Origin of the sequence: Heyndrickxia camelliae (assembly GCF_002844575.1) — a bacterium.
GTDB lineage: Bacteria > Bacillota > Bacilli > Bacillales > Bacillaceae_C > Margalitia > Margalitia camelliae.
This window is the reverse complement of record NZ_PIQO01000027.1, coordinates 23,389-45,846: the sequence shown is the minus strand read 5'-3', so window position 1 is coordinate 45,846 and position 22,458 is coordinate 23,389. Positions and strand designations below refer to the sequence as shown.

General features: G+C 35.6%; 19 protein-coding genes and 1 tRNA gene. 19 read left to right on the top strand and 1 reads right to left on the bottom strand.

What is annotated here, in order from left to right; genetic code table 11:
- Positions 1-37: 37 nt before the first annotated feature.
- Positions 38-502, bottom strand: coding sequence for a YslB family protein (locus CWO92_RS22425; protein ID WP_233270096.1), 465 nt, complete (start codon positions 500-502; stop codon positions 38-40).
- Positions 503-827: 325 nt separating this feature from the next.
- On the opposite strand from CWO92_RS22425, the gene CWO92_RS22420 reads away from it, so the two are divergent.
- The 19 genes from CWO92_RS22420 to yihA all read left to right on the top strand — a co-directional run bounded on the left by CWO92_RS22420 (position 828) and on the right by yihA (position 22,391).
- Positions 828-1,457 carry a succinate dehydrogenase cytochrome b558 subunit gene (locus tag CWO92_RS22420; protein ID WP_101356431.1) on the top strand — a complete coding sequence of 210 codons (630 nt, stop codon included), beginning with the start codon at positions 828-830 and terminating at the stop codon, positions 1,455-1,457.
- 164 nt (positions 1,458-1,621) lie between these two features.
- Positions 1,622-3,373: a succinate dehydrogenase flavoprotein subunit gene (gene sdhA / locus CWO92_RS22415; RefSeq protein WP_101356430.1), complete on the top strand. Its 1,752-nt coding sequence runs from the start codon at positions 1,622-1,624 to the stop codon at positions 3,371-3,373.
- Positions 3,374-3,462: 89 nt separating this feature from the next.
- A complete protein-coding gene (sdhB, locus tag CWO92_RS22410) occupies positions 3,463-4,230 on the top strand; it encodes a succinate dehydrogenase iron-sulfur subunit (protein ID WP_101356429.1) in 768 nt (255 codons plus the stop codon).
- A gap of 185 nt (positions 4,231-4,415) precedes the next feature.
- A complete protein-coding gene (locus CWO92_RS22405) occupies positions 4,416-4,862 on the top strand; it encodes an acyl-CoA thioesterase (protein ID WP_101356428.1) in 447 nt (148 codons plus the stop codon).
- A gap of 181 nt (positions 4,863-5,043) precedes the next feature.
- Positions 5,044-5,268 carry a helix-turn-helix domain-containing protein gene (locus CWO92_RS22400; protein WP_055739090.1) on the top strand — a complete coding sequence of 75 codons (225 nt, stop codon included), beginning with the start codon at positions 5,044-5,046 and terminating at the stop codon, positions 5,266-5,268.
- A 168-nt stretch (positions 5,269-5,436) separates the two neighbouring features.
- On the top strand, positions 5,437-5,895 hold the full coding sequence (locus CWO92_RS22395; RefSeq protein WP_101356427.1) for a MarR family winged helix-turn-helix transcriptional regulator: 459 nt from the start codon (positions 5,437-5,439) through the stop codon (positions 5,893-5,895).
- Between the two features lie 10 nt (positions 5,896-5,905).
- The gene (gene racE, locus CWO92_RS22390) at positions 5,906-6,715 is read left to right on the top strand and encodes a glutamate racemase (RefSeq protein WP_101356426.1); all 810 of its coding nucleotides are present in this window, start codon (positions 5,906-5,908) and stop codon (positions 6,713-6,715) included.
- 105 nt (positions 6,716-6,820) lie between these two features.
- Positions 6,821-7,861, top strand: a complete 1,041-nt coding sequence (locus tag CWO92_RS22385) for a GerMN domain-containing protein (RefSeq protein ID WP_437177571.1) — start codon at positions 6,821-6,823, stop codon at positions 7,859-7,861.
- A 258-nt stretch (positions 7,862-8,119) separates the two neighbouring features.
- On the top strand, positions 8,120-8,878 hold the full coding sequence (gene rph, locus CWO92_RS22380) for a ribonuclease PH (RefSeq protein WP_101356425.1): 759 nt from the start codon (positions 8,120-8,122) through the stop codon (positions 8,876-8,878).
- The gene (locus tag CWO92_RS22375; RefSeq protein ID WP_233270098.1) at positions 8,865-9,482 is read left to right on the top strand and encodes an XTP/dITP diphosphatase; all 618 of its coding nucleotides are present in this window, start codon (positions 8,865-8,867) and stop codon (positions 9,480-9,482) included. The genes rph and CWO92_RS22375 overlap by 14 nt, the downstream gene beginning before the upstream one ends.
- A 15-nt stretch (positions 9,483-9,497) precedes the next feature.
- Positions 9,498-10,007 (top strand): metallophosphoesterase, encoded by a 510-nt coding sequence (locus tag CWO92_RS22370; protein ID WP_101356424.1) that lies wholly within the window; start codon positions 9,498-9,500, stop codon positions 10,005-10,007.
- Between the two features lie 173 nt (positions 10,008-10,180).
- Positions 10,181-10,257, top strand: a tRNA-Arg gene (locus CWO92_RS22365).
- Between the two features lie 968 nt (positions 10,258-11,225).
- Positions 11,226-12,170, top strand: a complete 945-nt coding sequence (locus CWO92_RS22360) for a glycoside hydrolase domain-containing protein (protein ID WP_101356423.1) — start codon at positions 11,226-11,228, stop codon at positions 12,168-12,170.
- 889 nt (positions 12,171-13,059) lie between these two features.
- Positions 13,060-14,067 (top strand): tetratricopeptide repeat protein, encoded by a 1,008-nt coding sequence (locus CWO92_RS22355; RefSeq protein WP_101356422.1) that lies wholly within the window; start codon positions 13,060-13,062, stop codon positions 14,065-14,067.
- 168 nt (positions 14,068-14,235) lie between these two features.
- Complete coding sequence (gene tig, locus CWO92_RS22350) at positions 14,236-15,522, top strand: trigger factor (protein ID WP_101356421.1); 1,287 nt, start codon at positions 14,236-14,238, stop codon at positions 15,520-15,522.
- Between the two features lie 442 nt (positions 15,523-15,964).
- Positions 15,965-17,227 carry an ATP-dependent protease ATP-binding subunit ClpX gene (gene clpX / locus CWO92_RS22345; protein WP_101356420.1) on the top strand — a complete coding sequence of 421 codons (1,263 nt, stop codon included), beginning with the start codon at positions 15,965-15,967 and terminating at the stop codon, positions 17,225-17,227.
- A 230-nt stretch (positions 17,228-17,457) separates the two neighbouring features.
- Entirely contained in the window at positions 17,458-19,125 is a 1,668-nt protein-coding gene (gene lonB, locus CWO92_RS22340; protein ID WP_101356419.1) for an ATP-dependent protease LonB, read from the top strand.
- Between the two features lie 363 nt (positions 19,126-19,488).
- Positions 19,489-21,813, top strand: coding sequence for an endopeptidase La (gene lon / locus CWO92_RS22335; RefSeq protein WP_101356418.1), 2,325 nt, complete (start codon positions 19,489-19,491; stop codon positions 21,811-21,813).
- Positions 21,810-22,391, top strand: coding sequence for a ribosome biogenesis GTP-binding protein YihA/YsxC (yihA, locus tag CWO92_RS22330; RefSeq protein WP_101356417.1), 582 nt, complete (start codon positions 21,810-21,812; stop codon positions 22,389-22,391). The genes lon and yihA overlap by 4 nt, the downstream gene beginning before the upstream one ends.
- The last annotated feature ends 67 nt before the right edge of the window (positions 22,392-22,458 follow it).

Below are 22,458 nucleotides of genomic sequence, written 5' to 3'. Positions count from 1 at the left end.
TAAAAAAAGCCTAATTTAGGCTTTTTTTGATTACTATTCAGCTATTGGGAATTGAGTCTTTTAAATCCCAGCGGAGAATGAAGCGAATCGATTGCGTTTTTTTCATAACCTCTTCATATGCTTCTGTCCTTACTTTTTTTTGCGTTTGAATTTGTTCTGCTAAAAATCCCGCTTCAAGTTTATAACAACCATCTGTTTTTAATTGTAAATGTCGGGAAATAAGCGGACTTGTAATTTCTAATTCCATGCCGTGTTTTTCTTCTTTTATTACTTTTAGGTGTCCCCAGCCGGCTTCTTCAAAAAAAGAAATAACTTCATCCATTGATACTAGAGGAAACTTTCTCGCAAGATGCTTGCCTGCCCAATATAAAATTTCAGGTGTCTCTTTCCCAAGTATCTCAGGGATCAACACTTCCCTCATTAATTCATATCCAAAGGCAGGAATTGTCAACTGCTCTGTATTTTCCATGCTTTCTTCTTCTAATTGTAATGACGCTCTCAAGTTATTCCCCTCTTTCTATAAGGATATTATATACAAAAATAACCTTCAGTTTGATAAAAAATTTTTACAAAATCGTAACCAAATATTGCATTTAGGTATAATTGCTTATTTCGAACATCCTTACAATATATGAATACGAAAGTTAAACATTATGAACATTTTTCGACTTTTTTCTGTATACGTTTCCTTGACGCTTATGAATAGCGGGAGTAAAATGGTTATGTCACATAAAAGCATAAAATTTGATGCATAGTAAGGAAAATGAAATTTGATATTTTTTTAGAATATTTTGCTATGCACGCTCTAAATCTAAGGGGGGTAAATTGTGGCCGGAAATCGTGAATTTTTAAACCGCAGATTACATTCATTGCTAGGGGTTATTCCTATTGGTGCATTCCTAGTTGTGCACTTAGTAGTGAACCATTTTGCAACTCGTGGTGAGGCATCTTTTAACCATGCAGTTTCATTTATGGAAAGTCTGCCGTTCCTTATTTTCCTTGAAATCTTTTTAATTTATTTACCGCTGCTGTTCCATGCAATTTATGGATTCTATATTGCATTCACAGCAAGAAATAATGTAAGCAGACTTAGCTATTTCCGAAACTGGATGTTCTTATTACAACGTGTTTCTGGTATCATCGTGTTTATTTTCCTTGCTTGGCACGTATATGAAACTCGTATCCGAATTGCATTAGGACAAGAAACACTAGATTTCCACATGATGGAAAACATTCTATCAAATCCAGTTATGGTCATTGTATACATAATCGGAATTGTTGCGACTATTTTCCACTTCTCTAATGGTTTATGGTCATTCTGCGTTAGCTGGGGAATTACACAATCACCTCGTTCACAACAAATTTCTTCTTACGTAATGTTAGTTGTGTTTGTGATATTGACAATTATTGCTTTACGTGCAATTTTTGCATTTGTTTATCCTGGCTGGTTTGCATAAGGAAAAAAGAACGGATGCCACAAATTTTGTGAGAAATCATTTTTCTAACAAATATGATTTTTAAATGTCAAAAGAACGGAACCTCCTACTTACTTTTAGTTATAAAGTAATTTAGTAGGGATTCTAATATCGGTTTTTGTAGTTTTAAAAAGGAGTGAGTCACGATGAGTAAAGGGAAAATCATCGTAGTCGGCGGTGGATTAGCTGGCTTGATGTCAACAATTAAAATAGCAGAAGCAGGAAAAAAAGTGGATTTATTTTCTGTTGTACCAGTAAAACGTTCTCACTCAGTGTGTGCACAAGGTGGAATAAACGGTGCAGTGAATACGAAAGGTGAAGGAGATTCACCTTGGATCCATTTTGACGATACAGTTTACGGTGGAGACTTTTTAGCAAATCAGCCTCCAGTTAAGGCAATGTGTGATGCTGCACCTGGTATCATCCATTTGTTCGACCGTATGGGTGTTATGTTTAACCGTACACCTGAAGGATTATTAGACTTTAGACGTTTTGGTGGTACACAACACCATCGTACAGCATTTGCAGGGGCTACTACTGGCCAGCAGCTATTATATGCTCTTGATGAACAAGTTCGCCGCCATGAAGTTGCTGGACTAGTAAATAAGTTTGAAGGTTGGGAATTCCTAGGGATTATCCAAGATGATGCAGGGGTTTGCCGTGGTATCGTAGCGCAAAACCTAACATCAATGGAAATCAGAGCATTTGAAGCAGATGCAGTTATCATGGCTACTGGTGGACCTGGTATTATTTTCGGTAAATCTACAAACTCTGTTATCAATACAGGTTCTGCTGCATCTATTGTTTATCAACAAGGTGCAACTTATGCAAATGGTGAATTTATACAAATTCATCCTACAGCAATTCCTGGAGATGACAAGCTTCGTTTAATGAGTGAATCAGCTCGCGGTGAAGGTGGCCGTATTTGGACATATAAAGATGGTAAGCCTTGGTATTTCTTAGAGGAAAAATATCCAGCATATGGTAACCTTGTGCCACGTGATATTGCAACTCGTGAAATCTTCCATGTTTGTGTAGATATGAAGCTTGGTATCAATGGTGAAAACATGGTTTACCTTGATCTTTCACATAAAGATCCACATGAGCTAGATGTAAAGCTTGGTGGTATCATTGAAATTTACGAAAAATTTGTTGGTGAAGATCCACATAAAGTACCAATGAAAATATTCCCTGCTGTTCATTATTCAATGGGTGGATTATGGGTTGATTACAAACAACATACTAGTATTGAAGGATTGTTTGCATGTGGTGAGTGTGACTTCTCTCAACACGGTGCAAACCGTTTAGGTGCAAACTCTTTATTATCCGCTATTTATGGTGGTATGGTAGCAGGCCCTGAAGCAGTTAACTATATTGAAGGATTAGAAACTAGTACAGATGGCTTATCTTCTTCTATCTTTGATAAGGCAGTTAAAGAACAAGAGGAAAAATGGAATAATATTCTATCCTTAAATGGTACAGAAAATGCTTATGTACTTCATAAAGAACTTGGCGAATGGATGACAGAGAATGTGACCGTTGTTCGTTATAATGACAAATTGAAAAAAACGGATGACAAGATTCTTGAATTGATGGAACGCTATAAAAATATCAATGTAAATGATACAGCAAAATGGAGTAACCAAGCTGCTGCATTTACTCGTCAATTACAAAATATGTTACAGCTTGCCCGTGTTATTACAATCGGTGCATTAAACCGTAACGAAAGCCGCGGTGCGCATTACAAACCAGATTTCCCTAAACGCGATGATGAAAATTGGTTAAAAACAACATTAGCTAAATATGATGCTGCGAACAATACTCCTACATTTAGCTATGAAGATGTTGATGTTTCATTAATTAAGCCTCGCGAACGTGACTATACGAAAAAACATTAATATCTCATAAAAGGAATAGCGGATATTAATGTATCCCTTATAAAGCCTCGTGAACGGGACAATACTTAAAAGAAAGAGGAGAAATAAGGATGAGTGAACAAAAAACGGTACGTTTTATCATTACACGTCAAGATAATCCGAATTCAGCGCCTTATGAGGAGGAATTTGAAATTCCGTATCGTCCAAATATGAATGTGATTTCTTCATTGATGGAAATACGCCGAAATCCGGTTAATGCTAAAGGTGAAAAAACAACTCCAATTACTTGGGATATGAACTGTTTGGAAGAGGTTTGTGGTGCATGTTCTATGGTGATCAATGGAAAACCAAGACAAGCCTGTTCCGCTCTTATTGATAAGTTAGAACAGCCAGTTCGCCTTGCACCAATGCGTACATTCCCAGTAGTTCGCGATCTTCAGGTAGACCGCAGCCGCATGTTTGATTCCTTGAAAAAGGTCAAAGCATGGATTCCAATTGATGGTACTTACGACCTTGGGGAAGGTCCACGTATGCCAGAGAAGAAGCGCCAATGGGCTTATGAGTTATCTAAATGTATGACTTGCGGTGTATGTCTTGAAGCATGTCCAAATGTAAATAGTAAGTCTAATTTCATCGGACCTGCTCCGTTATCACAAGTACGTCTTTTCAATGCTCATCCAACTGGTGCAATGAATAAAGACGAACGTTTAGAAGCAATCATGGGAGACGGCGGGCTTGCAAATTGTGGTAACTCACAAAACTGTGTACAGTCTTGTCCTAAAGGAATTCCTTTAACTACATCCATTGCTTCATTAAACCGTGCAGCTACTTTCCAAATGTTTAAAAACTTCTTTGGAAGCGACCATATGGTTGACTAATATTCATATACAAAAGTGCCTTTCAATAAGTTAGGTACTTGGGAAAGGGTCTTCAGTTATCACTGAAGACCCTTTTTACATTTATATTATTTTCAAAAAATTCCTTTTTCATTTTGTTTTTTCTAGTTATAATGAAAGAATAAGAATGAACATTCATTCATTTTTTAAGGAGGCTAGAAATTATAATGAAGAAGATCTCATACATTGAAGATTTTGCAGCATGGAAACAAGAATTTTCATTTTTTCATCCAATTTCCGTAAGATTTTCAGAAACCGATATGTTTGGACATTTAAATAATACGGTTGCTTTTACTTATTTTGAGGAAGCAAGAATTGAGTTTTTAAATGCAAAAGGGTTTATGGGTGAATGGCTTTCTAACCACAGTGCAATACCTGTTGTTGCTGATTTACAGTGTGATTATTTAAAGCCGATATTTTTTGGCGATAAGCTTAAGCTCTATGTAAAAGCTGAAAAGGTGGGGAATTCTTCCGTTGATCTTCACTATATGGCAGTAAACCAAAAAGATGATGTATGCCTAGTAGGTAGAGGTACAATGGTTCAAATGTCTACGGTAACTGGAAAAGGAGTACCATGGGAAGAAAATGAAAAACAAAAGCTAATGTTTTCCTAAATAATTATATGGAATGATTGCGCACATTGAAATACCAAGAAAATAGCACATTTTTCTTTTTTTCTTTTTTTCGTTGTCTTCAAATGTCACTCTCATTATTTCTTTCACATATGATATTCTGACAATCAAAATACCCATCCCCGCGGTTTAAAGCTGGCGAAGGCAAGGAGGGTTACAATAGTTGAAGGACAACGAATTCACACACAAACCGCTGCTTACAAAAAGAGAAAGAGAAGTATTCGAACTGCTAGTCCAAGACAAAACAACGAAAGAAATTGCAAGCGAATTGTTTATCAGTGAAAAAACAGTTCGAAATCATATTTCCAATGCCATGCAAAAGCTTGGAGTCAAGGGGCGTTCTCAAGCTGTGGTAGAACTACTTCGCATGGGAGAGCTTAAGCTTTAAACAAAGCCGACTGCTAATGGCAGTCGGTTTTGTTTATGGGTTATCTCTATTCGAAAAAAATAATATGCTCCCCAAAAAGTAATACATAAATCTTTCTTGAAATTTGAATTAAAAAAGGTGACAATATTTTTAGGAAGTTTATTTGTTGATTGGAGGTTTGCTGAAGAAATGATTAATGAGAGTGATATAATAAAACATGATATAGACATTGTTGCGAGAATAGAGAAAGATCTTCGATATATTGCTGCCATTATTAAACAAAAGGGGCGGGAACTTCTTAGTAATTATACTATTACGCCACCTCAATTTGTTGCTTTGCAATGGTTATTTGAAGAAGGGGATATGACAATAGGGGAATTGTCTAATAAAATGTATTTAGCTTTTAGTACAACTACAGATTTAATTGATCGAATGGAAAAAAGTGAACTTGTTGTAAGAGTGAAAGACGCACATGATCGACGTGTCGTAAGAATTCACTTGCTTGACAAGGGAAAAAATATGATAGATGAAGTGATTAAAAAAAGACAGTTCTATTTGCAGGATGTATTGAAAAACTTCTCGTCTGATGAAGTGTTATTACTAAAAGAAAATCTTATTAAATTACATCATGAAATGAAGACAGAATGAGGCGAGATGCTTGAAACAACCAATTGGTATTATTGATTCGGGGGTTGGGGGCCTTACTGTAGTTAAAGAGGTTATGCGGCAGTTGCCAAATGAAACTATTTATTATGTTGGTGATACTGCACGTTGTCCATATGGTCCCCGTCCCGCAGAAGAAGTAAAAGCTTTTACTTGGGAAATGACAAATTTCCTGTTAAAACACAATATAAAAATGCTTGTTATTGCTTGCAATACTGCAACTGCAGTAGTTTTAGATGAAATAAGATCCATTGTAAAAATACCAGTGCTTGGTGTTATCTATCCAGGTGCCAGAGCAGCTTTGAAAGTGACGAAGGACTTTAAAGTAGGTGTTCTCGGAACAATTGGGACCATCAAAAGTGAAGCCTATGTGAAAGCATTAAGGTCCATTAATAGGCGTGTTGAAGTTACTTCATTGGCATGTCCAAAATTTGTTCCTTTAGTGGAGAGTGGAGAATATCATGGACCTATAGCGGAAAGAATTGTTTCAGAATCACTTGAACCTATTAAAAATGCTGACATGGATGTCCTTATATTAGGCTGTACCCATTATCCGCTATTGCAGAAGCTAATCAAAAAAGCAATAGGGGAACATATACAAATTATCAGCTCAGGTGAAGAGACAGCTAGAGAGGTCAGTACAATTCTTTATTTCCATGATATTTTTACGGATGCATGTATACCTCCAAAACATAAATTTTTTACAACTGGTTCGGATAAAATGTTTTCTGCAATTGCTTCAGACTGGTTGGAGCAGCAGATTGACCATGTGGAAACCATTTATTTAGGAGAAACCATTTATTAATAGATGGTTTCTTTTTTATGGTTTCTTTTTTATTTTTATCCGGTCTAATTTATTCGGATAGCTCGTATAGATAATAGTACAAACTGTCCTTAGGAGGGAATCATAGTGTCTAAGAAAGTAAAAAACACGATTGTGGTAACGGTACTGGCTTCTAGTATGTATTTATCTGGTTGTGGATTGTTTAACAGCGATAAGAAAGAGCAAATTGATCCGCCTCAAAAAGTTTCTTATAATGAAAAAACAGGAGTGAAAACAAATAATAAGGCTACTGAAAATGCAGTCATGACGGAGCTTTATTTATTGGACAAAAATGGATATGTAGTAGCTCAAACACTTCCGTTGCCAAAAAGCACTAGTGTAGCTAAACAAGCTCTCCAATATTTGGTGAAAGGTGGACCTGTGGAAGAACTACTTCCTAATGGTTTTCAAGCAGTGTTACCTGCAAATACCGATGTAGATGTGGATATTAAAGATGGAGTTGCAACTGTTGACTTCTCCAATGATTTCAAAAAATACAAAGCGGAAGACGAACAAAAAATTCTTCAATCCATTACTTGGACGCTTACTTCATTTAATACAGTTAAAAGAGTAGAACTTGAAATAAATGGGCATAAACTTTCACAAATGCCAGTTAATGGGACAGCCATAAATCCAAATGGAATGACAAGAAAAGATGGAATCAATGTAGATGCCTCAGGAGTTGTAGATATTACCAATACACATCCTTTAACTGTATACTATCCATCACAAAATAATGCGGGTGAAGTATATTATGTTCCGGTAACAAAACGTATTTCCAATACCGAAACAAACGATATAAAAGCAATTGTAAGTGCGTTAGCAAAAGGACCAAAGAATTCGAATCTTCTCACGGCATTTAATTCTGATGTTCAATTATTATCGGATCCAAAAGTAGATAATGGTAAGGTAACGCTAAATTTTAATGAAGAGATTATTAGCAGCTTTGAAAGTAAACAAATTTCCGAAGAGGTCTTAGATCCTTTAGTTCTTTCCCTTACAGAATTGCCAGATATTCAAAAAGTTTCGATTGAAGTAAATGGAAGCACTAAACTAGTCGATGAACAAGGAAAATCTCTGGCCAAACCGGTCACTCGACCTGAAAAAGTAAACACAGGTAGTTTTTAATAACAAATATTTGATATACTAGAGAATGTACAGAAGGGGTTGGCTACTGCCACCTCTTCTTTCATGTAGGCCCATTACTTTAAACTATGTTCGCTTTTGACAACGAGAACTTATCACATCCTTATTTAGTTAACCATTTATAAAATAAATGCCCTAAAGTTTAGCCTATATAACGAAAAGCGACAGGTAATAATTTGTATTTGGATTTTACCGATCTATACCAAATTAGCTTATGAGATTAGAAGGAGGTTGTCATACTTGAGAACAGATGGCAGAGATACATTACAATTAAGGCCAATACATATAGAAACGAATTATTTAAAGCACCCAGAAGGCTCAGTACTTATTACTGTAGGTGATACAAAAGTTATCTGTAATGCTAGTATTGAAGATAGGGTTCCTCCTTTTATGAGAGGCAGTGGAAAAGGGTGGATTACAGCGGAATATTCCATGCTTCCTCGAGCTACGGAACAAAGAAATATTCGTGAATCCTCAAAAGGAAAAGTGTCAGGAAGAACAATGGAAATACAAAGACTAATTGGGCGGGCATTACGAGCGGTAGTTGATTTAGAACAGATAGGCGAGAAAACAGTATGGATAGACTGTGATGTTATCCAGGCTGATGGGGGAACGAGAACAGCCTCTATTACAGGTGCTTTTGTTGCCATGACATTAGCATTAAACAATCTTTATGAAACCAAAGCATTTAAGAAATTTCCAATAACCGATTATCTGGCCGCAACAAGTGTAGGAATTTTAGATGAAGCTGGAGTTGTATTAGACTTGAATTACGCAGAGGACAGCAGCGCTCATGTAGATATGAATGTTGTCATGACCGGAAATGGGAAATTCGTTGAGTTACAGGGTACAGGAGAAGAAGCCACTTTTTCCGTACAGGAGCTTCAACAATTATTAGAAGCTGCCCAAAAGGGGATTAAAGAACTCGTTGATATTCAAAAGCAAGCACTTGGTGAAATTTCTTTAAAAATAGAAGGAAATGTGCATGAAAATGAGTAAACAAGAGAACAAACAAGTTATAATAGCAACCAAAAATAAAGGAAAAGCGAAAGAATTTGAAAAATTGTTTTCTCCATATGATATAAAAGTACGAACCTTGCTTGATTTTCCAGATGTTGCCGATATTGAAGAGACTGGGATTACTTTTGAAGAAAATGCAATAATAAAAGCAGAATCCATATCGAAGCAGTTCCACACAATGGTTATTTCAGATGACAGCGGCTTAGTAGTAGATGCTTTAGATGGAAGACCGGGAATTTATTCTGCAAGGTTTGCAGGTGAGGAAAAAGATGATGAGGCAAATATTCAGAAGCTCCTTTTCGAAATGGAAACAGTACCCCAGGAAAAGAGAACAGCGAGATTTTATTGTGCTATCGCTTTAGCTATTCCGGGTGAAGAAACTATAACCGTTTCCGGTACATGTGAAGGAGAAATTTTAAAAGAAAAACGCGGGACCCATGGTTTTGGATACGATCCTATATTTTTGATAAAAGATAAAGGTAAGACGATGGCCGAATTGTCTTCCGAAGAGAAAAATCTTATAAGTCATCGTGCCAAGGCTATTCAAAAACTTATTTCTTTGCTTGAGGATATACTAAATTGATTAGGATGATGGGGAATGAAGTTGCTAGTCGTAAGCGACAGTCATGGATTAACAAGTGAATTAGTGGAGTTAAAAAAGGAATATCACGATAAAGTGGATGCAATGATTCACTGCGGGGATTCGGAATTATCCGCGGACAGTGATGAGATGCAGGGTTATATCAGTGTAAGAGGAAATTGTGATTACGATCGTTCTTACCCTCTTGATATTACAGAAAATATTAAGGGAAATACAATATTTGTTACTCATGGACATCATTACAATGTGAAAATGACGTTAATGAATCTTTCCTATAAAGCAAAGGAGGTAGGTGCAGATTTCGTCTTTTTCGGTCATTCTCACGCATTGGGAGCGGAAATAATAGATGGAACATTATTTTTAAACCCTGGAAGCATTTTTATGCCGCGTGGACGAACAGAAAAAACATATGCTATCATTGAGAAAGTGGATAATCAGATTACGACGAAATTTTTTACGCACAATCATCAAGAGCTACTTCCATTAAGACATCAATTTGTTTTATAAAAATAATCCTATTGCAGTAAGTTTTTACTGCAATAGGAAATATTTAATAATATACCTTCTAATAAGTATTGACATCTAAAGGATATAGAAATATAATTAAAAATGTCTTAATCATATTGGAGAAAAACTGATTATATGTCCCAGNAATCATATTGGAGAAAAACTGATTATATGTCCCAGTAGCTCAGCTGGATAGAGCAACAGCCTTCTAAGCTGTGGGTCGGGGGTTCGAATCCCTCCTGGGACGCCATTACCTAAATTTTAATTAAGATTAGTGAAAAAGCAAATCGCTCTTAAATGTTGATGTACCGATATTTATGGGTGTTTTTTTATGTGTATGCAGTATTTATGAATTCAATTAGTATCAATCGTTTTTTAAACACAAGTCTTTCCTCGTTTTTGGAAACTCATCACTTAAATGTTATACAATCTTTCATTTGTTAACAAACATAGCTTCTTACCATCTACAAATTTGTACATTCCATATTTATTTTAAATCTATCTGATGCTTTTTGTGAAAATCCTCATGACTCATAAGTATTCAGCTATTACATATCTGAATTTTTAATTCCATCTTTTTGGGCTTGTACTGTTTTGCTTAGTTTTCATCACCCGCATGATCTTGCCTTTAATTCTTGTTTTCCATTTGTAATTAAACTCTGTTCCAATATGTCGCCACCAGATGGAAAAACTTCATGCACAGATATGTCTTGGATAAATCATTTTGAAAGAAATGCCTCATACATATATCCTACATTCCTTCTTCCTTAAATCTCTCAATTTCGTTAAATTCCTCTTTAGTGCACTCTTTCTCTGTTAAGGTGGACTGCAGCTGTAGTAATTTTTTTCTTCCTTTAACCCAAGTAAAAATCGCAAGAAATATAAAAAATTACTAGATATCTCGCATGTTCCAGTCTTGGCTCTCCCGATTTATATCCCTATAGCAGTTATGTTCGGTATTGTAATGGATGTTCTTATGGGTGTAAGTCTTAAACAATGCATTATTGTCAGTTTAATGATAGGACCTTGAGCAACAGTTTATATAGTGGAACAAAAAATATTGCTCATGTCATAACTAACAAACTACAAACCTATTCGACAGAGTCAGGATAACAAAGGTGAGTATGAGCATTTTAAATAGTTGCTATTTAATTACCGAAAAGTCTTTACCAATGCTTTCAATTTTACATTTAATAATAAAAAAGGAGTCGATGAGAAGTGGCAAAAGGTATTGATTGTGCAACAAAATTAACTGCCTCTTCTGCTAAATCACTAGCAAAAGAAGGGGTTACACATGTTGGTCGCTATTTGAATCAAGGATGGAAGGGTCTAACGAAAGAAGAAGTTTCCGCTGTTAAAGCGGCGGGTTTACAGATCTTTAGTATATTTGAATCAAATCCAACAAAACGTAGTTATTTTACAGCCACACAGGGAAAATCTGATGCTGAGGAAGCAGAGAAAATTGCAAAAGCACTTGGACAACCTAAAGGGTCTGTCATCTATTTTACAGTAGATTACGATGCCCTCCAAGGTGATTTTGATGAGATTTTGACTTATTTCAAAGCTGTGAATGCTACATTAGAAGATTACAAAGTTGGAGCATATGGATCCTATTATGTTATGGAATATTTACAGGATAAAAAAGCAGTAGATTATTTCTTCCAAACATATGGGTGGAGCGACGGCAAGAAAGCTGATTTCACACATGTGTACCAATATAAAATTGATACTACTTTGGCTGGTGTTGCAGTAGACCTAGATGAGATTCGAAAGTCTGATATTGGAGCATGGGGTAAAACTTCTGAGTCAAATGATAAGCCTTCGACCTCAAAGCCAACTGCACCTAAAACCGAAAAATATAAAGTAAAAAGTGGAGATACTTTCTGGGATTTGGAAGTAGCGAATAAATGGGAACATGGTACACTACAAAAGCTTAATCCAAAAGTGAATCCTAATAAGCTTCAAATCGGACAATCCATTGTCGTTCCAGTAGGGGCTAATACGCAAACTAAAACCAAGCCAGTGTATCATATTGTCGTAAAGGGAGATACAGTATCGGAACTAGCTTTAAAATATGGTTCTACCCAAACAGATATTAAAAGGTGGAATAAGCTTAATAATGAATACTTAATAAAAATTGGCCAAAAGCTACGGGTGAAGTAGGTATATTTTGATTGTCTCACACAAATTAATTACAGCCTAGAATCACTCAAAGTCAATGGAGCCCTTCTAACATATAGGAGGGCTAATCTTTCTTTTACTAATCCCCCTAATGTTTTTTTCTCAGTCTCATTGCTAATTTATAAATTAGAAAAATAACGAATCCCCAAATACAAATATTTATGATCAATCCCAATACACTAAATGCCATCTAATTCCTCCCTTAATGTATTACTCAGTAGTTAGTCAAGAAAAATCATTAATTTTATTCAAACCATCCAAGTATACTATTTCCCTTGAAAAACCAAAAAACTAATAAAACCATTGCTATTGCTAACCAAATTAATGCTTGCTTTTTGTTTTTTCAAAATTTACAACATCCTTTCAACCTTAAAATGGAAGTATAAGATGTTGTGAATCATTTTAAATTAATATTCATATTTTAGAGTATTCATGTTAAAACCTTCTGTAAGTCTTTAGTGTGATATTCTAGACTATTTATCATAAATCCTTTAACAAAAAACCATATTCTTTTATAAAACTTATAAAGAAAAAAATGCTCCTCTTCTTCAATAAGGGCATTTTCATTTGTGCTAATGTAATAGTCTAATTCAGCTTGGTTAAGAATAAAACTGCTAGCTCTTGAACGATCGCTTAAATATCTTTCACGTTCTTTATTCTTTTCTTGTTATAGGAGCACTACTTATACAAGCTGCGCTGTACTATTTTCACAGTGAGTGAAATTTAACATCCTCCTGGAACACCATTCTTAGTGCATATATCCAGCTTACCTGTGGTAGGCTTTTTTTAGTGCATAAATTCTTATGTGTTTTGAAAAATATTAGTTATCATGCTACACTATTCCTCGATTCTGATAAAGGCGGTAACAAGTATGAAAAAGAAGGAAAGACTTGTTAAAAAAGAAAATGTTATTTATTTTCCAGGGTTACCCCAACGACTTCTTACGATGGGAATAGAACAATTAGAAAACAAGAATTTTGAAGCATCTGCTAAATTGCTTATGGAAGCAAAGGAACTTAGTCCTGACAGTGCAGAAATCGAAACTGCATTACTTGTCGCTTTTTTTGAAATGGGAAATTATTTGGATGCAAAGAGTTTATGTGAAGATATGTTGAATAGAGGAATTGGTGAATATTTTGAAATAATCGATATTTATCTAATGGTATTAATCCAACTGAAAGAATATAAAATTGCGGCTGAAACCATAAATGCTCTTATTGAAGAAAAAGAAGTCCCCCATGATAAGCTGGAGCACTATGAAAAATTGCTTCAATTTAGCCAAAAAAGATCCGATACTGAAATACAAAACCTACTAACCAACCAAGAAAATGATAAAATTCTGACGTCCACAAATATTCAAGACCAAATACTTGAAATTGCAGGGCTAATGAATGTAAATATTCATCCATATGTCGGAGAATTAACCGACCGTCTTAGCGATTCCAAACAACATCCTTTTATTCAAACGATGATTCTCAATCTTTTAAAGGAACATGGAATTGAGAAAAAAGTTTTAATAGAGAAATTTCATTATAAGAATGAGGTAGTTCCTACGGAGATACCGGCTTTGTTTGAAACTCCCTTTTATATGGAATTAATGGAGGAACTGCAAAAAAGACTGGAGCAGGAAAATCCATCCATGTACGAACAAATTAAAACAATATTAGATAAACACTTTTTTTTATTGTATCCGTTTGAATTAAAACCCGCTAATGTAAAGATGTGGATGGCGGGCTATCATACATTAGGATACGAGCTATATGGAGAATCAATCAATATAGAAAAAATGAGTGAAGATTATCAAATTATGGCTGCAGATCTAAACAATTGCCTTACATTTCTTCATCATCTAGAAGAAATTTCTTTGCCTATTCTATAGCTCTATATTGAAACAGGCAAAACCTATGTTATAATGTAATGGTTGTATTGTATAATTTTCAACATTTTTCTTTTTTCTATTTAAAAATGGATAGGGTTAACATGTGTAAGTAGCTTATCTATTGAAACCAATTATTAAAATCAAATATAGATTGTTGGAGGGAAAGGTATGTCAGCAAAATGGGAAAAGTTAGAAGGGAACCAAGGGGTTCTAACTATTGAAGTTGATGCAGAAACAGTAAACAAAGGTTTAGATGCTGCATTTAAAAAAGTGGTAAAACAAGTAAATATTCCTGGATTCCGTAAAGGTAAAATTCCACGCAGTTTATTTGAAAAACGTTTCGGTGTAGAATCATTATACCAAGATGCTCTTGATATTATTCTTCCTGATGCATATGCGAATGCAATTGACGAAACAGGAATTTTCCCTGTGGATCGTCCTGAAATTGATGTTGAGCAAATGGAAAAAGGAAAAGAACTAATCATTAAAGCAACAGTAACAGTTAAACCTGAAGTTAAACTTGGTGAATATAAAGGTTTAGAAGTAGAAAAACAAGATACTGAAGTGACAGATGAAGATGTGGAAAATGAATTAAAAACTCTTCAAGAACGTCAAGCAGAGCTAGTAATCAAAGAAGACGGAACTGCCGAAAATGGTGATACTGTTGTGATTGATTTCGAAGGCTTTGTAGATGGAGAAGCGTTTGAAGGTGGCAAGGCTGAAAATTATTCATTAGAGCTTGGTTCAGGAAGCTTCATTCCAGGATTTGAAGACCAATTAGTTGGTACAAAAGCTGGAGAAGAAAAAGAAGTAGAAGTAACATTCCCAGAAGAATATCATGCAGCTGAATTAGCAGGAAAACCAGCTACTTTTAAAGTAACTGTTCATGAGATTAAGGGAAAAGAACTTCCAGCTTTAGATGATGAGTTTGCAAAAGATGTTGATGATGAAGTAGAAACACTTGCTGATCTTAAAGAAAAAACAAAGAAAAGATTAGTGGAATCTAAAGAACATCAAGCAAAACATGCTCTAGAAGATGCAGTTGTTGAAAAAGCAGCTGAAAATGCAGAAATGGATATTCCTGAAGCAATGATTAATACAGAAGTAGATCGTATGGTTCAAGAATTTGGACAACGTCTTCAAATGCAAGGCATGAATCTTGAATTATACTTCCAATTCTCTGGTCAAAATGAAGAAGCGCTTCGTGCTCAAATGAAAGAAGATGCTGAAAAGCGTGTTAGAATCAATTTAACTCTTGAAGCAATAGCTAATGCAGAGAACATTGAAGTTTCTGATGAGGAAGCAGAAGAAGAAATTAATAAAATGACGGAAATGTATAATATGTCTGCTGAAGCAATTAAGACTGCAATTGGTGGATTAGACACAGTGAAAAACGATGTAAAAATTCGTAAAGCTGTTGAATTTCTTGTCGAAAATGCTAAAACAGTAGCATAAAACCAATCACAAAATAACATATATTACCTAACACATAATAAAAAACAAGGCGCGAATATACTCGTGCCTTGTTTTATAAAAATAAATAAAAATATTTTATAAAATAGACATACAAACAAAAAATTGTATACATAACCGAATATAAATTAATGTTTCAGGAAAATCTGGAGTAAGTAGGATTTTTTCATCATCGCGGCGAATAATAATTTAATAAGATTTATCATTTCCTGTCTTACATAAAAATATGATACAATGCAATACATAACAATTTTGCCTTGAATAGGGGGCAAAACAAAATCGTTACATATTTGAGAATGTTGGTTATGCCAGTTGCTAGGATAGCAAATGAAAAAATGTCCAATCAATCATTTTCTAATGTAAGGAAACACTAAGTAATAAGCATATTAAAATTTACAGACGATAAATTAAGGGGTGAAACTCATTGTTCAAATTCAACGATGAAAAGCAACAATTAAAATGTTCTTTCTGTGGTAAAACGCAAGATCAAGTTCGAAAATTAGTTGCTGGACCAGGTGTATATATATGTGATGAATGTATTGAGCTTTGTACGGAAATAGTGGAAGAAGAGCTTGGTACCGAGGAAGAAGTAGAATATAAAGATATCCCGAAGCCAAAGGAAATCAGAGAAATCTTAAAGGAATATGTAATAGGACAGGATAAAGCAAAAAAATCTTTAGCAGTTGCTGTTTATAATCATTACAAACGAATCAATTCTAATAGTAAAATTGATGATGTTGAAATTGCCAAAAGTAACATATGCTTAATTGGACCTACTGGAAGCGGAAAAACATTGCTTGCACAAACATTAGCGAGAATTCTTAATGTTCCATTTGCCATTGCGGATGCAACATCTTTAACAGAGGCAGGTTATGTTGGAGAAGATGTTGAAAACATTCTTTTAAAATTAATTCAAGCAGCTGATTATGATGTGGAAAAGGCAGAAAAAGGCATTATCTATATAGATGAAATTGATAAAATCGCTCGAAAATCTGAAAATCCTTCTATTACAAGGGATGTTTCAGGTGAGGGTGTTCAACAAGCATTGTTAAAAATCTTAGAAGGAACTGTAGCAAGTGTACCGCCTCAAGGGGGACGTAAACATCCTCATCAAGAGTTCATTCAAATTGATACAACAAATATTCTATTTATTTGTGGCGGTGCTTTTGACGGTATCGAACAAATTATTAAACGACGCCTTGGGCAAAAAGTTATTGGTTTTGGCGGAGAAACAAAGCAACAGGATATTGAGGAAAAAGCAGTATTGTCCAAAGTATTACCAGAAGATCTGCTTCGTTTTGGATTAATCCCAGAGTTTATCGGTCGTCTGCCAATCATTGCAAGTTTAGAGCCACTTGACGAAGAGGCATTAATTGAAATTTTAACTAAGCCAAAAAATGCATTAGTAAAACAATATAAGAAAATGCTTGAGCTTGATAATGTAGAGCTTGAATTTGATAATGAGGCGTTAATCGAAATTGCGAAAAAAGCAATTGAGAGAAAAACAGGTGCGCGTGGACTTCGATCCATTATTGAAACCCTCATGCTGGATGTAATGTTTGATTTACCATCCAGGGATGATATTAAAAAATGTATTATTACAAAGGAAGCAGTTCTTAACAATGAACCTCCAAAGCTTGTCTTAGAGGATGGTACAGTGATGTTAGGAAATGAGAAATCTGCATAAAATAGAAACTAGCCGATAGGTGCTGTAACTAGATAAAAATGATATAAAGGTTTGTAAGGTACTAGTCAAGAGTCGTTCATTTCTTGACTAGTTTTTTCAATCTTCTTACAAAAATTAGCTAAAGAAAAATGGGTTTATTCCCTTAAGGTCACGGAGATACTAGCATATATAAAAATTTCTTCAAGCAAGTTGCTGTAGAAATTGGAAATTCGTGTCTTGGAGGGAATACAATGAGCTGGACTGGGATTGCATTATTAATACAATTATTCTTTGGGATCATTATAGGACTTTATTTTTGGAACTTATTAAAAAGTCAAAAGACCCAAAAAATTTCTATTGATAGAGAATCAAAAAAGGAAATGGATCAGCTTCGCAAAATGCGAGCTATTTCGTTAACGGAACCATTAGCAGAGCGGGTAAGACCATCCACTTTCGATGATATCGTCGGACAAGAAGATGGAATAAAAGCACTTAAAGCCGCCTTATGTGGTCCAAATCCTCAGCATGTAATAATATATGGACCGCCAGGGGTTGGTAAAACCGCTGCAGCACGTCTCGTTTTACAAGAGGCAAAGAAAAATCAAAAGTCCCCATTTAAACAAAATTCGGTATTTGTTGAATTAGACGCTACTACTGCACGTTTTGATGAACGCGGTATTGCTGATCCATTAATCGGTTCTGTTCATGACCCAATTTATCAAGGTGCAGGAGCAATGGGGCAAGCAGGAATTCCACAGCCAAAACAAGGTGCAGTGACAAATGCCCATGGCGGAGTCTTATTTATCGATGAAATTGGAGAATTACATCCGATTCAAATGAATAAATTATTAAAGGTTTTAGAAGATAGAAAAGTATTTCTTGATAGCGCATATTATAGTGCTGAAAATACACAAATTCCTTCCCATATTCATGATATCTTCCAAAATGGATTACCTGCTGATTTTCGTTTAATTGGGGCAACTACTAGAACACCTAATGAAATTCCGCCTGCAATCCGCTCACGTTGTATGGAAGTCTTCTTTAGGGAACTAGATCAAGAGGAAATTATTAAGGTAGCTAAGAAAGCTGCCCAAAAGGTGAATATTTCTATCTCTAGTAAAGGTCTCGAAATATTGTCTTCTTTTGCAAGAAATGGTAGGGAAGCTGTCAATATGATTCAAATTGCAGCTGGAATTGCTATTCAGGAAGAAAGATTGCATATTTTAGATGAAGATATTGAATGGGTTATTCAGTCAAGTCAACTTACCCCAAGATTGGAAAAGAGAATCGGTGATCACTCAAAAGTCGGCTTAGTAAATGGACTTGCCGTAACTGGGCCAAACAGCGGAATTCTTCTCGAAATAGAAGTTACCGTAATCCCTGCAAAGGATAAAGGAAGTATTAATATTACTGGGATTATAGAAGAAGAAAGTATCGGCGGACAAGGGAAGCAAATAAGAAGGAAAAGTATGGCGCGGGGTTCCATTGAAAATGTCATAACAGTATTAAAAACAATGGGAGTACCAGCCGATCAATACGATATACATGTTAATTTTCCTGGTGGAATTCCTATTGACGGGCCATCGGCAGGAATTGCAATGGCTACAGGAATATACTCCGCTATTTATAAAATTCCAGTAAATAATGCTGTCGCTATGACTGGTGAGATATCTATCCATGGAAATGTAAAACCGATTGGTGGGGTAGTGGCAAAAGTAAGGGCAGCAAGACATGCTGGAGCGAAGACGGTTATTATTCCTGCAGAAAACATGCAAACAATCTTTCATGAGATGGAAGGAATATCGATTATTCCGGTTACTAAATTAGAGGAAGTGTTAAGCGTGGCATTAATGGACCGCTTTGAAAAAGAAGCTCATCTTCCGCCTTCATTGGAACAAATGGGAAAGAAGAGTGTATAAAGCTTAGCTTTATTGTAGCGTGACCTTACAAGCCTGACGGTCATATGATGAAATATTAAGGAAAATCGGCCTTCGATGCCGATTTTTTTCATAAATATTTTAATATATTAAATACTACTAAGGGAAATATATTATCGAATTTAACAAAACATAAAAATGAAAAATCTCCGTTCTAATGCATTCTCGTAAATGGACACTGGCAAGCAAATACGATAGAATTGTAAAAAGATTCACCAGGAAGGATTCCTTACTACACTATGTTGTTTTGGTCGATGAAACTGTACAAATATAAGGAGCCAAACGAAAATAAAACAATCAGGTGACATAACCTGATAAGAGATTTACTTTTTGGAGGTGCACAATTTGACAAAGAAAAAAGAACACACTGTTCCTCTTCTTCCATTAAGAGGATTGCTAGTGTACCCAACAATGGTCCTTCATTTGGATGTGGGACGTGATCATTCCGTTCAGGCATTAGAAGAGGCTATGATGAATGACCATTTAATCTTTTTGACAACACAAAAAGATGAAGCGATAGATGAACCAGTTCAAGACGATCTCTTTCAAGTCGGAACATTAACAAAAGTGAAGCAAATGTTGAAATTACCTAATGGAACGATACGTGTTTTAGTGGAAGGGCTAGATCGTGCAAAAATAGAAAAATTCTACGATATGGACCGTTATTATGCCGTTTCGTTGCAAATTTTAAAACAGTCGGAAGAAAAAGATGCAGAAACAGAAGCATTAACAAGAACACTTCTAGATTATTTTGAACAATACATAAAATTATCGAAAAAAATATCTGCAGAAACGTTTGCGACTGTATCAGATATTGAAGAACCTGGAAGAATGGCTGACATCATTTCTTCGCATTTGCCATTAAAGCTGGCTCAAAAACAATCGATTTTAGAAACAATTGATATTAAAGAAAGACTGAATTCTGTCATTCAAATCATTAATAATGAGAAGGAAGTCCTTAATCTTGAAAAGCGCATTGGACAAAGGGTCAAAAAGTCCATGGAACGCACACAAAAAGAATATTATTTAAGAGAACAAATGAAGGCGATCCAAAAAGAACTCGGCGATAAAGAAGGTAAAACAGGTGAGGTTGCCGATTTAACGGAACGAATCGAACAAGCAGGAATGCCGGAACATGTTAAAAAGACAGCATTAAAAGAATTAGACAGGTATGAAAAAGTTCCATCTAGTTCTGCGGAAAGTTCTGTGATTCGAAATTATGTGGAATGGCTAATTTCATTGCCATGGTCAAAGGCAACAGAAGATGATCTTAATATTACAAAAGCTGAACAAATATTAGACCGGGAGCATTATGGTCTAGAAAAAGTAAAGGAACGAGTATTAGAATATCTCGCTGTTCAGAAACTTACAGAATCTCTGCGCGGTCCTATCCTTTGTTTAGCCGGTCCTCCCGGAGTGGGAAAGACAAGTTTAGCTAGATCTATAGCAGAATCTTTAGGAAGAAAATTTGTACGTGTTTCACTTGGCGGTGTCCGAGACGAATCAGAAATCAGGGGTCATAGAAGAACCTATGTGGGCGCTATGCCTGGGAGAATTATTCAAGGAATGAAAAAAGCTGGTACCATTAATCCTGTCTTTTTATTGGATGAAATTGACAAAATGTCTAATGACTTCCGTGGGGATCCGTCTGCAGCAATGCTTGAAGTATTGGATCCTGAGCAAAACCATAGCTTTAGTGATCATTATATTGAAGAAACGTATGACTTATCGAAGGTTATGTTTATTACTACTGCGAACGATCTTGGTTCGATCCCGGGTCCACTACGGGATCGAATGGAGATAATTTCTATTGCTGGTTATACAGAATTAGAAAAAATTCATATTGCCAAGGACCATTTGCTTCCGAAACAGATGAAGGAACATGGTTTGACGAAGGGGCAATTACAGATCCGTGATGAAAGTATACAGAACATAGTACGTTACTATACTAGAGAAGCAGGAGTTCGCAGTCTGGAAAGAGAATTAGCAAAGGTTTGCAGAAAAACAGCTAAGATTATTGTCTCCTCAGATCGCAAACGAGTTATTATTACTGATAAAAATCTAGAAGAATTTTTAGGAAGGAAAAGATTCCGATATGGGCAAGCAGAGCTGGAAGACCAGATAGGGGTTGCTACAGGTCTGGCATATACAACGGTCGGAGGCGATACGTTGCAAATTGAAGTCTCTCTATCCCCTGGAAAAGGCAAACTTGTTTTAACGGGAAAATTAGGAGATGTTATGAAAGAATCAGCTCAAACTGCCTTCAGCTTTGTAAGGTCCAAGGCAAAGGATTTGCAGCTTGAGGAAGATTTTCATGAACATTATGATATTCATATTCATGTCCCAGAGGGAGCGGTACCAAAAGATGGTCCTTCTGCAGGGATTACAATAGCCACTGCGTTAGTCTCCGCCTTAACCGGCAAAGCGGTACGAAAGGAAGTTGGAATGACGGGAGAAATAACATTACGTGGACGTGTTCTTCCAATCGGTGGCCTTAAAGAGAAATCATTAGGTGCACATCGGGCAGGATTGACCAAAATTATTATTCCGAAAGATAATGAGAAAGATTTAGATGATATACCGGAAAGTGTTCGCAATGATTTGCAATTCTTCCCTGTTACCCATGTCGACGAGGTACTTAATATCGCTTTAGTAGGTGACAGTGAATGAAAGTAAATCATGCAGAGATTGTGATAAGTGCTGTTAAACCGGAACAATATCCGGAAGGGAATTTACCAGAGTTTGCCTTAGCGGGTAGATCAAATGTTGGAAAATCATCGTTTATAAATAAGATGCTGAATAGAAAAGCACTAGCGAGGATTTCATCCAAGCCTGGTAAAACGCAAACATTAAACTTTTATATTATAGAGGAATCCTTGTATTTTGTTGATGTTCCCGGATATGGATATGCTAAGGTGTCGAAAAAAGAAAGAGCGGCCTGGGGGAAAATGATTGAAACATACATTACAAGCAGAAAGCAGCTAAAAGCGGTTATTCTAATTGTTGACTTGCGCCATCCTCCAACAGCTGATGATAGAATGATGTATGATTTTTTAAAGCATTATCAACTACCTTGTATTGTCATTGCTACTAAGGCAGATAAAATTCCAAAGGGAAAATGGCAAAAACATTTGAAAATAACGAAGGAAACACTTGAATTCGATCCAAATGATGAAATAATCATTTTTTCTTCTGAAACAGGGGAAGGAAAAGATGCCGCATGGCAAGCAATTACTAGGAAAATGTAAAAAGAGGCTGGGACAAAACGCAGTGAAAATCAAAAAAACGCATGAAATTAAATTTAAAAACCTTGAT